Origin of the sequence: uncultured Erythrobacter sp. (assembly GCF_947502395.1) — a bacterium.
In the GTDB taxonomy this organism is placed as follows: Bacteria; Pseudomonadota; Alphaproteobacteria; order Sphingomonadales; family Sphingomonadaceae; genus Erythrobacter.
This window is the reverse complement of the sequence record NZ_CANMZM010000001.1, coordinates 188,643-202,506: the sequence shown is the minus strand read 5'-3', so window position 1 is coordinate 202,506 and position 13,864 is coordinate 188,643. Positions and strand designations below refer to the sequence as shown.

Below are 13,864 nucleotides of genomic sequence, written 5' to 3'. Positions count from 1 at the left end.
TCTATTTCTCTAATGCTGCGACACCGGGGAGGGTTTTACCCTCCATCCATTCGAGGAAAGCCCCACCCGCGGTGGAGATGTAAGTGACATCATCGGTCACGCCTGCCTGCGCCAGCGCGGCAACAGTGTCGCCCCCGCCTGCAACGCTGATAAGCGAGTCCTCAAGCGTGAGCGCAGCGACATGATTGGCGAGCGCCATGGTGGCGGTGTCAAAGGGCTCTGTTTCAAACGCACCCAGTGGGCCGTTCCAAACCAAGGTGCGGCAGGTTTTGAGCACATCGGCGAGCGCTTCGGTCGCCTGCTGGCCAATGTCGAGAATCATCTCATCTTCGGCCACTTCATGGACATTGCTTGTGCGCAATGACGCTGGGTTCGCCGCAAATTCCTTGGCCACCACCACATCATACGGCAGATGCACAGTGCAGCCTGCGTGATCGGCCTCATCCATGATCTTTGACGCTGTTTCGGTGAGGTCATGCTCGCAAAGCGACTTGCCCACATCGACCCCGCGCGCGGCCAAGAATGTGTTGGCCATGCCGCCTCCGATAATGAGATGCTGCACACGCCCGACAAGGTTTTCGAGCACTGCAAGCTTGGTCGAAACCTTCGCCCCGCCAACGACAGCGGCGACAGGTGCTTCTGGATTACCAAGCGCGCTATCGAGCGCCTTGAGCTCCTTCTCCATCGCGCGGCCTGCATAAGCGGGAAGGACGTGCGCAATCCCCTCGGTGGTCGCATGGGCGCGGTGCGCGGCGGAGAAAGCATCGTTCACAAAGAAATCGCCATGGGCAGCGATAGCCTTGGCGAAGTCCACATCATTCGCTTCTTCACCTGGCCAAAACCGGGTGTTCTCCAAAAGGCCCACATCGCCATTGCGTAAGATACCCAGAGTTTGCTCCACCACTGGTCCAGAAACCTCTGGGATGAACATTATCTCTTTGCCGATTACACTCTCAACATCGCCCACAACCATACTGGTCGAAAGCACAGAGGAACGCTTACCCGCCGGCCGGCCAAAATGAGCCAGAAGCAGCACTTTTGCGCCCTTGTCGCTCAGTTCGAGAATGGTCGGCTTCACCGCCTCAGCCCGGGTGAGATCAGTTGCGGAGCCATCTTTCATCGGAAGGTTCAGGTCGACGCGCACCAATGCGACTTTGCCAGCGACATCGCCCAGATCATCTAGAGTTTTGAACTTTGACATAGAACCGAGTTCTCCGAAGCTTCTTAGGCGAAGTCTAGAAATAGAGGGATTGCCCCAAGGAAGGCCACTATAGAAGTAACAATCCCGAGCAACCTGGAGCGCGACCAACCGCTTACTCCGATAGCGGCAAGCAGCGCCAATGAACCAACCCCAAAGCTCAACGACATGCCGAGCTGTACTGCGACGATTGAGTTGCCAGCCATTTCGGACGGCGCATTGGGGTGACTGTTAGCGATCACCCCGACGCTCATATAGGCAGTCACAATAAATGCCACGGCAGCAACGGCTGCCAATCCAATTGCCCAGCGCACCACTTTACCTGGCTTTGCCATCGTCAGCAGCGTGACAAAAAGCGTCGCCGAAACACCGCCGAGGAACGCACCCAAAAACCCAAACTGCCGCGCAAGCGCCGCGAGGTATTCAGGGTGCAGTTCCGTGAGGTTCATCGGCTGAGGCGAGCCTTAGAGGAAGGTCGCCATCACCTTAGCGGTGTCGATCATGCGGTTGGAGAAGCCCCACTCATTGTCGTACCAGCTGACGACGCGGGCAAGCTTGCCTTCCATCACGCTGGTCTCAAGGCTGTCCACCGTCGAGCTTGCCGGGTGGTGGTTGAAGTCCGAGCTCACCAGCGGATCGGTGGTGTAATCGAGCACGCCCTTCATCGGACCTTCGGCAGCGGCTTTAAGCGCAGCGTTCAGTTCCTCAGCCGTGGTATCGCGGCCCGGTTGGAACACGAGGTCAACGAGGCTGACGTTCGGCGTAGGTACGCGGATTGAAGAGCCGTCGAGCTTGCCAGCAAGTTCAGGGAGAACCAGACCAACAGCGCGCGCAGCGCCGGTGGTGGTCGGGATCATATTTTGAGCCCCACCGCGTGCGCGGCGCATATCACCGTGCATTTGGTCAAGCATACGTTGATCATTGGTGTAGGAGTGAACCGTGGTCATAAAGCCCCGTTCAATCCCGACTGTGTCGTTCAGAACCTTGGCAATCGGCGACAGGCAATTGGTGGTGCAGCTTGCGTTCGATACGATCACGTCTTCTGCGGTCAGAACATCGTGGTTCACACCGTAAACCACGGTCGCCGAAACGCCTTTTGCCGGGGCCGAAATCAGCACGCGCTTGGCACCAGCGGCGAGGTGCGGCCGGCATGCTTCATCGCTTTGGAAGAAGCCAGTGCATTCCAGAACAATGTCTACGCCCTGCTCGCCGTGGGGCAAGTTGGCTGGATCACGCTCAGACGTCACAGCAATACGCTGACCGTTGACGAGAATCGCGCCTTCTTCGACTTCGACAGTGCCGGGAAAACGGCCGTGCGTGGAATCGTATTGGAAAAGCAGAGCGTTTGACTTGGTGTCGGCCAGATCGTTGATCGAGACCAGCTCCATATCATCATCGCTGCGCTCAAGAATGGCGCGCGCGACAAGACGGCCGATGCGGCCAAAACCGTTAATTGCAACCTTAGTCGTCATTGTAAGGGTTTCCTGATTAGTTGCTCAATTTGTTGAGAATTTGTGGAACAATCGCCTCTGAGGTGAGGCCGAATTTTTCAAACAGCTGTCCGGCTGGCGCGGAAGCTCCGAAGCGGTCGATGCCGATGTTGAGGCCGCCAAGGCCTGTGTAGCGCTCCCACCCTTGGGTGACGCCTGCTTCGATCGAAACGATCAGCGTGCCTGATGGCAAAAGGTCCGCTTTGTACGCGGCGTCCTGAGTGTCGAAGAGTTCCGTGCACGGCATGGAGACAACGTCAGCGCCGATGCCCTGTTTTTCAAGCTCAGCAGCGCAATCAGTTGCAAGAGCGACCTCGCTACCGCTAGCGACGAGCACAACCTTGCGGGGCCCCTTGGCCGATTGGAGGCGATAGCCGCCCTTAGCGCAGCGGTTGTCAGCGCCAGTCCATGCCTCATCACCCTCGCCCCGCAGTTGTGGCAAACCTTGACGAGAAAGCGCAAGGACACTCGGAGACTCGGTCGATTTCACGGCCAGTGCCCAGCATTCTGCGGTTTCGATCGTGTCACACGGGCGGAAGGTCAGAAGGTTCGGAATAAGGCGAAGGCTCATCACCTGCTCAATCGGTTGGTGAGTTGGTCCATCTTCGCCGAGACCGATGCTGTCGTGGGTCATGACGTAGATCGCGCCCACTTGCTGCAGCGCCGAGAGACGGATCGCATTGCGGCAATAGTCCGAAAAGATCAGGAAAGTGCCGCCATATGGGGTCACACCGCCATGCAACGCCATCCCATTCATTGCTGCCGCCATGCCGAACTCGCGAATGCCGTAATAGACATAACGGCCGGAGTAATCGCCATGAGTAAATGGCGCAGTCGATGCAGTTTTGGTGTTGTTGGAACCGGTGAGGTCTGCCGAACCACCAATAAGCTGTGGCAGCTTCTCAGTAAGAGGGCCCAAAGCCATTTCGGACGCTTTGCGTGTTGCAACCTTCTTGGGCTCAGCAGCAAGACTGCGAATATAGTCCTTAAGCGCTTCATCAGCACCCGCAGCGGGGCCAGCCATTTGTGCCTCGAACGCATCACTGTGCGATGAAGCAGCAAGCCGTACATCCCACGCAGCACTGGCCTCAGCGCCTCTGATGCCGAGCGCATTCCAGTTGGCTGCGATGTCCGCAGGGATGACAAACGGCTCCGCGTCCCAACCAAGCTCGGCGCGCGTTGCAGAGACTTCATCAGGTCCAAGCGCCGCACCGTGAGTGGCACTGGTGCCCTGCTTATTGGGAGCGCCCTTGCCGATGATCGTTTTGCACGCGATCAAGGATGGTCGCGGGTCAGCCTTGGCCGCCTCAAGCCCTGCATCAATGCTCTCAAAATCGTGGCCATCACAGCGCACCACATGCCAACCGGTTGCTTCATAGCGCGCGCAGATGTCTTCGCTGGTCGACATGTCGGTGCCGCCATCGATGGTGATCGCGTTATCGTCCCACAGTACGTTGAGTTGCCCCAGCTTCAGGTGGCCAGCCAAACCAATCGCTTCGTGGTTGATGCCTTCCATCAGACACCCATCCCCGGCGAGGACCCAAGTGCGGTGATCGACCAAATCATCGCCAAATATCGCGTTGAGGTGCCGCTCAGCCATAGCCATGCCAACCGCCATCGCGAGCCCTTGACCCAAGGGTCCTGTGGTGCACTCAACGCCGTCGAGCAGGAAGTTCTCCGGGTGGCCGGCACAAGGTGAGCCCAGCTGACGGAAGTTGGCAATCTCTTCCATTGTCGGGCGCGCATAGCCTGACAGGTTCAGAAGAGAGTAAATGAGCATCGAGCCATGACCTGCGGAAAGCACAAACCGGTCGCGATCCGCCCAATCAGGGCGTGCTGGATCAAATTTGAGGTGACGGTCGAACAGAACTGTCGCCACATCGGCCATGCCCATCGGCATACCGGGGTGTCCCGAATTGGCGGCTTGCACTGCATCCATCGACAAGGCGCGGATGGCGTTGGCCATGGGCTGAAGGCGAGCCAAGTCAATAATGGCGGGATCGATGGTCATTGTGCCTAAGGCTCCTGCAGGCGCGCGTTATGCAAGCGCGCCTCTTTTGTTTATCGCGAATTTCGAAGCAAAACAGTTGCAGCAAAACATTATGGGCGATTCGCTCAGCCATCCCGCCGCAAAAGGCCATTGCTGAGCGACTTCACGAGGTCAACACTTGGACCCCCAGTGATGCCCGAGCATGTCAAAAACGCTTAACAGTCAAGAACACTTATCAACAGGGGCATGCAAAGCTTTGCGAATGGCCGCAAACTTGGTATTTCCCGTGGTCATGAGTGCAGAACGCATCGATGAGGCGATGGCCCGGATAAATGCCGCAATGGCGCGCATTGATGCCGCGCGGCTTGAGATCAAATCATCAGCACAAGAATCCGTAAGTGGGCAAGGTTCTGAAGGAACACAAGGCTCCGCTCGGGTCATGGCTCTGGTCAATGCACATGAGAAGCTTCGTGAGGAAGTCGCTGATACCCTTGGTGAATTGGACACGTTGATCGAGGAGCTTGAGGGTGAATAGTGTCAAGATCCAGATCGGCCCACGCAGCTATCAAATTGCATGCGATCCCACCGACGAGGACAAGGTGCGCAAGTTTGGCACGCTGATCGACGAGAATTATCAGAAGCTTGGAACTGCACGAGCTGCTCAAGAAGCGGACAATCTGGTCTTCGCAGCACTGTTCATGGCGGATGAGTTGGATGAGGCTCGCCAAGACCTGAGCGGGGCTCGCACAGAGCTTGCTCAGGCGAACGCAGAACTCTCGCGCGCAAAGGACGATATCACAAACGCAACGCGCAAAGCGAAAGCAGATGTCGAGCAGGACATTGAGAAGGCGAGCAAGGGCAAGGCAGAGCTTCATGCCGAGATTGAGACCTTGCGCAAAGCTGAAGAGCACTCACGCAAAGAGGTGACAAAACTCAAAGAAGAAGTTTCCTCCCTAAAGGAAGAAGCGCGGCATCAGCATGACCTGTTCGGAAGCGAAGAGGACACTGCGGCGCACAGCAAGGCCTTGGCTGAAAAACTTGAAGCGTTGGCCAAACGCGCGGAAGCGACCGCAAGTGAGCTTGAAGGGCAAGCGAAGGCATCCTAAATGCATCCGCGGCGGGGCTGCCCGGCACGAGCCAACGAATATCCCTGAGGCTATAAGCAATCCAAGGGAGCTGTCCCTGCTCTGAGTTACGGGTTCGTCCTGGGGCTTGGAGTATACGGCGCCCACCTGACGTTTTAGGCGTCAGAGGATTTCACGGTCCGGCCCATGGTGGTTCCGTCACGTTTTTTGTTTCATGAGAACGCGTCCGCGTTCTCGTCCTAGCTAGACGTCCTGCGCTAGCACTTCGGACCCGCTGCGGGCGGGTCGTCACCCTTGCAGCCCTTCGGGCCGATTGATGCTGGAACGTCGCCATCACTAAGTCTGATCTCCGCAAAGTCCTACGCAAGGCCCGTCGCGAGCATGTATTGGCGCAGCCTGACATGGTGCGCGGGCTGTTGTTCAACATGCCCCCTCGGCCGCTGTTGGCTAAGATCGATGCAAGCGCGAGCATTGGCCTCTACCATGCCACCCAATTCGAAGCGCCAACAAATGCTTATGCGCGGTTCTTTCAAGACGCAGGGCACACGGTCGCCCTGCCCAGCTTTGCAGACGAAAATGCCGACATGGAGTTTCGCGCGCACACCGATCCGCATGCAGAAACCGATCTTGAACCGGGCCCCTTTGGCCTTGTTCAACCCTCGCAAAATGCCGCCCTCATCTCTCCCGACGTAGTCTGCGTACCTTTAGTTGGCTTTACACCAGAGCTCGAGCGCATTGGGCAAGGCGGCGGGCATTATGACCGCTGGTTGGCAGCACATCCGAATGCAATAGCAATCGGCCTCGCCTGGGATGTGCAATTGTGCAAAGAGCTTCCTGTCGAACCACATGATATGAGACTGGATGGGGTAATCACCCCAACTCGAATGTACGGATTGGATTGATGCGCGAGACCCCAACCTGGAGAATTCCTGTTGGCATTATTGGCCTGTTTTTGGGCCTCATTGTCTATGGCGTTTTGATTGCAGTATATCTTGCCGACCCCTTGAGCACCCTGCCATGGTACATCCAGTCGGTGATCTACCTGATCCTTGGCGTGATCTGGCTTTTGCCATTGAAGAAGTTCCTGATCTGGATGGAGACCGGCAAATGGGGCGTTTAGAGAATTAGTCCTGGAGCTGGCAATTTTTTAGTCAAATGGGCACCAAAGCTAGCTTTTCAAAACCACCCTAGGAGAGCGCGTATCCCTAACTCCGTCAAAAAACCTATTGCCTTTGCGTTGGTCCTCGCGTTCGCAACAACACCAGTGTCGGCCCAAAAGTCAGGCGCAGAAAAGCTAGCAGATTTCGCAGCCGTAAGTGCCGAGAATCGATTTTATTGCGAAGCGATCCCCCGCACTAGTGTCACCAATAGCACTCAACTCATGATTGATTTCGTCGTTGAGGATGAAGGTCAGGTCACAGCCAAGATGGCAGTCACGGGTCGTGTTGGTGGCAGATTCTATGTGACTCGCATCGGCTGGCGCGGGATTGTCAGCGTTGAAGGAGATGAGGCACGCGTCGTTCTTGACGAGGTCTTAAGCGTAAATGCCGATCCCCTGCCGGGCAACGCCCGGTGGAGTGACCCAGAAGGTGACGTAATCTCGTTGCAGATAGAGCCATATTCCGGACCCCGTGATCAAAATCTCTCCCTAACTGGATTTCAGGAAACCGAGCTTGGGACGAATAACATGAAATGCCGGGACAGCCCTCGCGTCTGATATCCCAATCGGTCGATGGCCTATCAATGACGACCACGCCCATTGCCAGAGTGCGAATACCCGCTTAGCCTCCCTCCTTGGAGAGAGTAATATATGGCAAGCACGCCCAAGGCAGACGAAAGCTCTGCCGCGCCCAGCGTTTCTGCCCCCGTTCCTTTGGGGCTCAAGATCACGCACGGCTTCGGGTCGTCAGCGCTGGGGATCAAAGAGGGAGGTTTCAACTATTTCCTCTTATTGTTTTACGGCACTGTGGTGGGATTGGAGCCCGGTCTCGTTGGCCTTTCCATCCTCATCGCGCTCATCTTCGACGCAATTACTGACCCAATCGTTGGCTATTGGTCAGACAATTTTCGCTCGCGCCTCGGCAGACGTCATCCCTTCATGTATGCCTCCGCCATCCCTGTCGGCCTCAGCTATTTCCTATTGTGGAACCCGCCCGACTGGTCGCAAATGGGCTTGTTCTTCTATCTGACCTTTCTTGCAATCACGATCCGCACTTTCATCACCTTCTACGAGACGCCGTCCTCATCACTTCTGCCAGAATTGACCAGCGATTATGAGGAACGCACAAGCCTTCAGTCTTTTCGGCTTTTCTTCGCCTGGATAAGTGGCAATTTAATGAGTGTTCTGCTGTTCGGCGTTCTACTCGCCGGACCATTGGGAATGCAGGACCGCAGCGGTTTTGAGACGTATGGAATAATCGCAAGCTGCGTGATCTTTGCAGCGATAATTGTCTCATCGGCAGCAACCCATCACCGCATCCCAACGCTCAGCAAGCCGAGCAAAAGCGCCGAGCCGTTCAGCATACGGCGAGTCACTCGCGAGATGTTCGAGATTCTGAGCGAGCGCAGTTTCATCGCGCTGTTTATCGCAACGGTGGTATTTTCGATTGCCTTAGGATTGAATACCTCGCTTGCCTTCTTGATGCTCAGGCACTTCTGGGGTTTTTCCGAAGAGCAGATCTTTCTGTGGACCACGACAGTGTTTCTTTCGGCGGGCATGGCCTTGGTTCTTACACCGATCGTGGGGAAGCGGATGGGCAAAAAGAAGGCGACATTACTGATCGGTTTCTTCGCCTTCACGATTCAACCAGCGCCTTATCTGTTACGGCTTGCGGGCCTGATGCCCGAAAATGGCGATCCGATGCTTTTTCCTTTGATGCTTTCGATCAATATAATCGATCTGTCTCTAATCATTGCGGTGCAGATGCTGAGCTACGCCATGATCGCCGATCTGGTGGAATCCAACCAGTTGCGCACAGGCCGCCGTAATGAGGGCGTTTATTATGCCGCCATGACTTTCACGCGAAAGTCAACGCAAGGACTGGGCGTCTTAAGCGCAGGCATCATCTTGTCGGCCATAGCTTTTCCGCAAGGCGAAGAGCTCGCCAATATACCAGCGGACACTCTGTGGAAGCTCGGAGCATTATATGCACCTGCGCTGCTAATCCTATGGATGACAGCGCTGTTTTGCCTATCGCGCTACAAGATCGACAAGGCCCAACATGAGGCAAACCTCGCGGCTCTATCAGAACGCTCTCCGACGTGAGTATTCTCCGGCATTAGACTTTTGCTCATACTCGGCTTCGAGTTGTTGATCACGCACCCAGAAGTCGCTGGTTCGCTGGCCTACAAGAACCTCGCCAAGAAGATCGAAATGGCCGTGCCACCCGGCAAACACGCCAATGAGCATCTCGCGACCAACCACGCCTGTATGCACGAGATGCAGCTCAGTTGAGGCACCATCAATTGGATTCAATGATATCTCAACCTTGCTCGACGTGGTTCCCGTCGATTCAAACCAAGTGAAAGCCAGTCTTTTGGGCGGATCATATTCGAGGATCTCGGCATGATGCGTCGCAGTCTCTTCCGAAGCGTATTTCTCCGGCGGTGCGCTTTCTGAAAGGCGGCGGTGGTCGAAATCCATCACGATCTTGCCGCCAACATGATCATCGGTCGATCCGCCGCAAAACCATAGCTGCCGCTTCTCCGGTTCGACGAGGAATTGCCAAACCCTCTCAATAGGTGCCGCAAAGGTTCGAGTGAACTCCAAGCTGCCCGGCCCTGTCTGCCGTCCGTAATCAGTCATTCTCATCCTCCCGCAGTGCTCTATCAAGCGCATCAAGCCGCGCGTTCCAGAAGGTCGAGTAATGCTCGACCCATTGGCGAGCGGCTTCAAGTGGCTCGGTTTGTAATACGCATAGTCTTTCGCGCCCGCGCTTGTGGCGTGCGACAATACCAGCCTTTTCAAGCACACCGACATGCTTCGACGCACCCGCAAAGCTCATATTCAAAGGCTCAGCCAATTCACCGACGGTAAGCGCCCTCTGTGAAAGGCGCTCAACCATAAGCCGCCGGCTGGGATCACCCAGGGCGTGAAACACGAGATCAGCCACAGACTTTCGCTCAACCATTTGGTTAAGTGATCACATAAGGCGCACAAAGTCAACCATTCGGTTGAATGTCGTACGCACACCCGATCCCGCAGCAACATGGACCGCAATTAACCGCATTGTTGAAGAAAATGTCCCAAGTGGCGCGAGTGACGGGACTCGAACCCGCGACCCTCGGCGTGACAGGCCGATACTCTAACCAACTGAGCTACACCCGCGCATTTGAGCGGCTAGCGCCTCTTGGGAGACGCGCCTCTAGGCCACGTGGGAAAGGCTGTCAACGCCCTCTTATGGCATAAAAGCGCTTTTTTCCTGAACTAGTCAGAAAGCAGCAAAACCGGCGTTTCGATGAGCTGCTTGACCTCCTGAATATAGCTCGCGGCATCGTACCCATCGACCACGCGGTGATCGCAGGAAATCGAGATATTCATCAGCTTGCGCTTCTCGATGCGCTCCCCACCCTGCCCGTCTGAAACGAACATGGGGCGCTCAACAATCCGGTTGGGGCCAATGATCGCGACTTCGGGGCGGTTGATAACCGGCGTAGTCGCAACGCCGCCAAGGGGACCGAGCGAGGTGACGGTCAGCGTTGAACCGGAGAGCTCATCAGACTTAGCCGAGCCATCTCGCGCCGCAGCAGCGAGGCGACCAATCTCTGTTGCGAGTTGCCACAAATTGCGTGCCTGCGCGTCGCGAATGACTGGCACCATCAGCCCGTTGTCTGTTTGGGTTGCCATACCAAGGTGCACCGAGCCGTGACGGGTCACGATGCCCGCTTCATCATCGAAACGCGCATTGATCATCGGGTACTTCGGAAGAACCTTGCAAAATGCGGTGATGAGTAGCGGCAGCATGGTCAGCTTCGGCTTCGACCCGCGCGATGCGTTCAAATCTGCACGCGCCGCTTCCAACGCAGTGACATCGCATTCTTCGACATAGGTAAAGTGCGGAATGTTGCGCTTGGCCGCGCTCATATTTTGAGCGATGCGTTTACGAAGACCAATGACCTTGATCGCTTCGTCGTCACGCTTGCCTCCCGCCGAAGCAAAGCCACCACCAGCATTGTATGCAAGGAACTGATCAAGGTCGGCATGCCGCACGCGGCCATCGCTCGCAGGCTTTACTTCCTCAAGATTGATGCCAAGCTCACGCGCTCGCTGACGCACCGCTGGGGACGCGAGGACCTTCGCAGCGGGCGCTGCTTCGACAACTTCGGGCTCAGGCTCGGGTGCTGGAGCAGGAGCTGGTGCTGGCGTCGGTTCAGGAGTCGGCGCAGGTACGGGAGCTGCCACTGGTGCCGCCTCAACCTCAGGCACATCCTCGCCCTCGACTTCAACCACCAACAGCATAGAGCCAACAGCAACCACATCGCCAACTTCGCCAGCGACTTCGATCACGGTGCCGTCGACCGGGCTTTCAATGTCGATTGTTGCCTTGTCCGTCATGACGTCAACAAGATGCTGATCTTCGGAGACTTTATCGCCAACCTTGACCATCCAATCGACGATCTCGGCCTCTGCAACGCCCTCGCCCACATCGGGCATGTTGAATGTAAACTTTGCCATCGTGCGCTTACTCGCTCAAAATTTTGTCCATTGCCTCGCCGATACGGACCGGGCCTGGGAAATAGGCCCATTCGAGACTGTGGGGATAAGGTGTGTCGAAGCCGGTAACCCGCTCAACAGGGGCTTCGAGATGATAGAAACAGCGCTCTGTCACAAGCGCCGACAATTCCGCGCCAAAGCCGCTCGTGCGGGTCGCTTCGTGAACGATGAGGCAGCGCCCGGTCTTTTTGACCGACGCCTCAATCGCCTCAATGTCGAGCGGTACGAGCGTGCGAAGGTCGAGGATATCTGCATCCACGCCCTTCTCCTTGGCCACTGCTTCGGCAACGTGAACCATCGTGCCATAGGCAAGCACGGTCAGCGCTTCGCCTTCTTGGACTGTGCGAGCTTTGCCTAGCGGGATCTTGTAATACCCCTCTGGCACTTCGCTCGCATCGTGTTTTTTCCATGGCTCAACCGGTTTGTCATAAAAGCCAGTGAACGGGCCGTTGTATATACGCTTAGGTTCGAAGAAGATGACCGGATCATTGTCTTCGATGGCGGAGATCAAAAGCCCCTTCGCATCGTAAGGCGTCGAAGGGATCACCGTTTTGAGACCAGAGACATGAGTGAACATGCTCTCAGGCGATTGCGAGTGGGTTTGCCCGCCGAAAATCCCGCCACCAAACGGCGAACGCACCGTCATCGGCGCGATGTATTCGGTCGCTGAACGGTAACGCAGGCGCGCCGCTTCACTGATCAACTGGTCAATTCCGGGGTAGATGTAGTCCGCGAACTGAATTTCGGGGACCGGGCGTAGGCCATAAGCCCCCATGCCCACAGCCACACCGATAATGCCGCATTCGCTAATCGGCGTATCAAAAACCCGGGTCTTGCCGTGCTTTTCTTGAAGCCCAGCGGTGCAGCGGAACACGCCGCCGAAATAGCCCACATCCTCGCCCATCACGATCACATCTGGATCGCGCGCCAGCATCGTGTCGAGCGCTTCGTTGATTGCCTCGATCATATTGATCCGGCGCCCACTTACCGTGGAGGTGTCCTTGGTGGCGGCTTCTACTGAGGTGCTCATTGGCCCGATCCCTTTCCGGCGAAATCCTTGGGATGCTGATCGGGCCACTTGATCTGCCGCTCGCGAGTGGCCTGAGCTGCTTGCTCTTCCAGATGCCAAGGCAGCTCTTCGAAGACATCTTCGAACATAGTATGAAACGGATGGTGCAGGCCGTGGCCAAGAATGCCGTTTTTCTCGGCCTGCTTGGTGGTTGCTTTGACTTCCTCAGCGCATGCCAAGTCCATTGCCTGCTGACGATCTTCGTCCCATTCGCCAAGGGCGATAAGGTGGTTCTTGAGCCGCATCACCGGATCACCCAGAGGCCACTCTTCGCGTTCTTGCGCCGAGCGGTAACCAGATGGATCGTCCGAAGTGGAGTGCCCTTCGGCGCGATAGGTGAAATACTCGATCAATGTCGGACCTTGGTTCGCCCGAGCCCGATTGGCCGCCCATTGCTGAGCGGCGAAACACGCTAGCGCATCGTTGCCATCCACACGAAGTCCGGCGATGCCATAACCCAAAGCGCGCGCCGCGAATGTTGTGCGTTCAGCACCAGCAAAACCGCTAAAGCTGGAAATCGCCCATTGATTGTTGATCACATTGAGGATCACCGGCGCGTTGTAGACGCTCGCAAAGGTGCAGGCCGAGTGGAAATCGCCTTCCGCGGTCGAGCCCTCGCCTACCCAGGTAGCAGCAATCCGGCTGTCGCCCTTGATCGCGCTTGCCATGGCCCAACCCACAGCCTGCGGGGTTTGGGTCGCAAGGTTTCCAGAGATCGAGAAGAAGCTGTGTTCACGGCTCGAATACATGATCGGCAGTTGGCGACCTTTGAGCTTGTCGCCCGCGTTCGAATAGATCTGATTGATCATCTCGATCAGCGGATAGCCGCGCACGATTAGAATGCCTTGCTGACGATAGCTGGGAAATACCATGTCGTCTGAGGCAAGCGCCATGGAGGCAGCAACACTGGTCGCCTCTTCGCCAGTGCACTTCATGTAGAATGAGGTTTTACCCTGACGCTGCCCGCGGAACATGCGCTCATCAAAGGCGCGCACCATCGCCATGTGGCCAAGCATCGTGCGCAATGTCTCTGGCTCAAGCTTCGGGTCCCATGGCCCATGCGCCTTGTTGTCGTCGCCTAATACGCGGACGAGATCGTAGGCAAAGTCCTTCATCTCTTCAGGTTTCACACCTTCGTCAGGGCGGCTTTGCGCGCCTGCTTCGGGAATATGAATCTCGCTAAAGTCAACTGGATCGCCGGGCCGCGATTTGGGCTCGGGTACGTGCAAGGCAAGCGTTGGGCGATTGGAGGCCGGATCGGCCATAACTGCTCTCCCGGAAAAAGCGTGTGAGGCAGCGTTAAACGCGCTTGAAAACTC

Annotated in this window: 15 protein-coding genes and 1 tRNA gene; 6 read left to right on the top strand and 10 right to left on the bottom strand. The window is 56.5% G+C overall.

Annotation, left to right across the window (positions count from 1 at the left end):
* Position 1: 1 nt before the first annotated feature.
* The 4 genes from Q0778_RS00870 to tkt are packed head-to-tail and all read right to left on the bottom strand — an operon-like array spanning position 2 to position 4,699.
* Entirely contained in the window at positions 2–1,201 is a 1,200-nt protein-coding gene (locus tag Q0778_RS00870; protein ID WP_298333339.1) for a phosphoglycerate kinase, read from the bottom strand.
* A gap of 23 nt (positions 1,202–1,224) precedes the next feature.
* A complete protein-coding gene (locus Q0778_RS00865; RefSeq protein ID WP_298303061.1) occupies positions 1,225–1,647 on the bottom strand; it encodes a hypothetical protein in 423 nt (140 codons plus the stop codon).
* Between the two features lie 15 nt (positions 1,648–1,662).
* Complete coding sequence (gene gap, locus Q0778_RS00860) at positions 1,663–2,670, bottom strand: type I glyceraldehyde-3-phosphate dehydrogenase (RefSeq protein ID WP_298303059.1); 1,008 nt, start codon at positions 2,668–2,670, stop codon at positions 1,663–1,665.
* A gap of 16 nt (positions 2,671–2,686) precedes the next feature.
* Entirely contained in the window at positions 2,687–4,699 is a 2,013-nt protein-coding gene (tkt, locus tag Q0778_RS00855) for a transketolase (protein ID WP_298333337.1), read from the bottom strand.
* Positions 4,700–4,970: 271 nt separating this feature from the next.
* Between tkt and Q0778_RS00850 the strand changes: the two genes are divergently transcribed.
* From Q0778_RS00850 to Q0778_RS00825, 6 genes are all read left to right on the top strand, one after another.
* Positions 4,971–5,213, top strand: coding sequence for a hypothetical protein (locus Q0778_RS00850; RefSeq protein WP_298333335.1), 243 nt, complete (start codon positions 4,971–4,973; stop codon positions 5,211–5,213).
* The gene (gene zapA / locus Q0778_RS00845; RefSeq protein WP_298333333.1) at positions 5,206–5,784 is read left to right on the top strand and encodes a cell division protein ZapA; all 579 of its coding nucleotides are present in this window, start codon (positions 5,206–5,208) and stop codon (positions 5,782–5,784) included. Before Q0778_RS00850 ends, zapA begins: the two co-directional genes overlap by 8 nt.
* A gap of 311 nt (positions 5,785–6,095) precedes the next feature.
* Positions 6,096–6,665 (top strand): 5-formyltetrahydrofolate cyclo-ligase, encoded by a 570-nt coding sequence (locus Q0778_RS00840; protein ID WP_298334833.1) that lies wholly within the window; start codon positions 6,096–6,098, stop codon positions 6,663–6,665.
* Positions 6,665–6,883 (top strand): DUF2842 domain-containing protein, encoded by a 219-nt coding sequence (locus tag Q0778_RS00835; RefSeq protein ID WP_298303051.1) that lies wholly within the window; start codon positions 6,665–6,667, stop codon positions 6,881–6,883. Before Q0778_RS00840 ends, Q0778_RS00835 begins: the two co-directional genes overlap by 1 nt.
* A 261-nt stretch (positions 6,884–7,144) precedes the next feature.
* Positions 7,145–7,480: a hypothetical protein gene (locus Q0778_RS00830; protein ID WP_298303048.1), complete on the top strand. Its 336-nt coding sequence runs from the start codon at positions 7,145–7,147 to the stop codon at positions 7,478–7,480.
* 93 nt (positions 7,481–7,573) lie between these two features.
* Entirely contained in the window at positions 7,574–9,028 is a 1,455-nt protein-coding gene (locus Q0778_RS00825; RefSeq protein WP_298333332.1) for an MFS transporter, read from the top strand.
* Here the strand turns inward: Q0778_RS00825 and Q0778_RS00820 are convergent.
* The 6 genes from Q0778_RS00820 to Q0778_RS00795 form a co-directional block, all read right to left on the bottom strand.
* Entirely contained in the window at positions 9,008–9,568 is a 561-nt protein-coding gene (locus tag Q0778_RS00820) for an SRPBCC family protein (protein ID WP_298333330.1), read from the bottom strand. The genes Q0778_RS00825 and Q0778_RS00820 overlap by 21 nt on opposite strands.
* Entirely contained in the window at positions 9,561–9,893 is a 333-nt protein-coding gene (locus Q0778_RS00815; protein ID WP_298333328.1) for a metalloregulator ArsR/SmtB family transcription factor, read from the bottom strand. Before Q0778_RS00815 ends, Q0778_RS00820 begins: the two co-directional genes overlap by 8 nt.
* 120 nt (positions 9,894–10,013) lie before the next feature.
* A tRNA-Asp gene (locus tag Q0778_RS00810) sits at positions 10,014–10,090 on the bottom strand.
* A 99-nt stretch (positions 10,091–10,189) separates the two neighbouring features.
* The gene (locus tag Q0778_RS00805; RefSeq protein ID WP_298333326.1) at positions 10,190–11,437 is read right to left on the bottom strand and encodes a dihydrolipoamide acetyltransferase family protein; all 1,248 of its coding nucleotides are present in this window, start codon (positions 11,435–11,437) and stop codon (positions 10,190–10,192) included.
* A gap of 7 nt (positions 11,438–11,444) precedes the next feature.
* Positions 11,445–12,506 (bottom strand): alpha-ketoacid dehydrogenase subunit beta, encoded by a 1,062-nt coding sequence (locus Q0778_RS00800; protein ID WP_298303042.1) that lies wholly within the window; start codon positions 12,504–12,506, stop codon positions 11,445–11,447.
* Positions 12,503–13,810: a 3-methyl-2-oxobutanoate dehydrogenase (2-methylpropanoyl-transferring) subunit alpha gene (locus Q0778_RS00795; RefSeq protein WP_298333324.1), complete on the bottom strand. Its 1,308-nt coding sequence runs from the start codon at positions 13,808–13,810 to the stop codon at positions 12,503–12,505. Before Q0778_RS00795 ends, Q0778_RS00800 begins: the two co-directional genes overlap by 4 nt.
* Positions 13,811–13,864: the final 54 nt, after the last annotated feature.

Excerpts from the sequence above, each read along its gene's own strand:
- Q0778_RS00870 (WP_298333339.1), bottom strand. The coding sequence starts at position 1,201 with ATGTCAAAGTTCAAAACTCTAGATGATCTGGGCGATGTCGCTGGCAAA.
- Q0778_RS00865 (WP_298303061.1), bottom strand. The coding sequence starts at position 1,647 with ATGAACCTCACGGAACTGCACCCTGAATACCTCGCGGCGCTTGCGCGG.
- gap (WP_298303059.1), bottom strand. The coding sequence starts at position 2,670 with ATGACGACTAAGGTTGCAATTAACGGTTTTGGCCGCATCGGCCGTCTT.
- tkt (WP_298333337.1), bottom strand. The coding sequence starts at position 4,699 with ATGACCATCGATCCCGCCATTATTGACTTGGCTCGCCTTCAGCCCATG.
- Q0778_RS00850 (WP_298333335.1), top strand. The coding sequence starts at position 4,971 with ATGAGTGCAGAACGCATCGATGAGGCGATGGCCCGGATAAATGCCGCA.
- Q0778_RS00835 (WP_298303051.1), top strand. The coding sequence starts at position 6,665 with ATGCGCGAGACCCCAACCTGGAGAATTCCTGTTGGCATTATTGGCCTG.
- Q0778_RS00830 (WP_298303048.1), top strand. The coding sequence starts at position 7,145 with ATGATTGATTTCGTCGTTGAGGATGAAGGTCAGGTCACAGCCAAGATG.
- Q0778_RS00825 (WP_298333332.1), top strand. The coding sequence starts at position 7,574 with ATGGCAAGCACGCCCAAGGCAGACGAAAGCTCTGCCGCGCCCAGCGTT.
- Q0778_RS00820 (WP_298333330.1), bottom strand. The coding sequence starts at position 9,568 with ATGACTGATTACGGACGGCAGACAGGGCCGGGCAGCTTGGAGTTCACT.
- Q0778_RS00815 (WP_298333328.1), bottom strand. The coding sequence starts at position 9,893 with ATGGTTGAGCGAAAGTCTGTGGCTGATCTCGTGTTTCACGCCCTGGGT.
- Q0778_RS00805 (WP_298333326.1), bottom strand. The coding sequence starts at position 11,437 with ATGGCAAAGTTTACATTCAACATGCCCGATGTGGGCGAGGGCGTTGCA.
- Q0778_RS00800 (WP_298303042.1), bottom strand. The coding sequence starts at position 12,506 with ATGAGCACCTCAGTAGAAGCCGCCACCAAGGACACCTCCACGGTAAGT.
- Q0778_RS00795 (WP_298333324.1), bottom strand. The coding sequence starts at position 13,810 with ATGGCCGATCCGGCCTCCAATCGCCCAACGCTTGCCTTGCACGTACCC.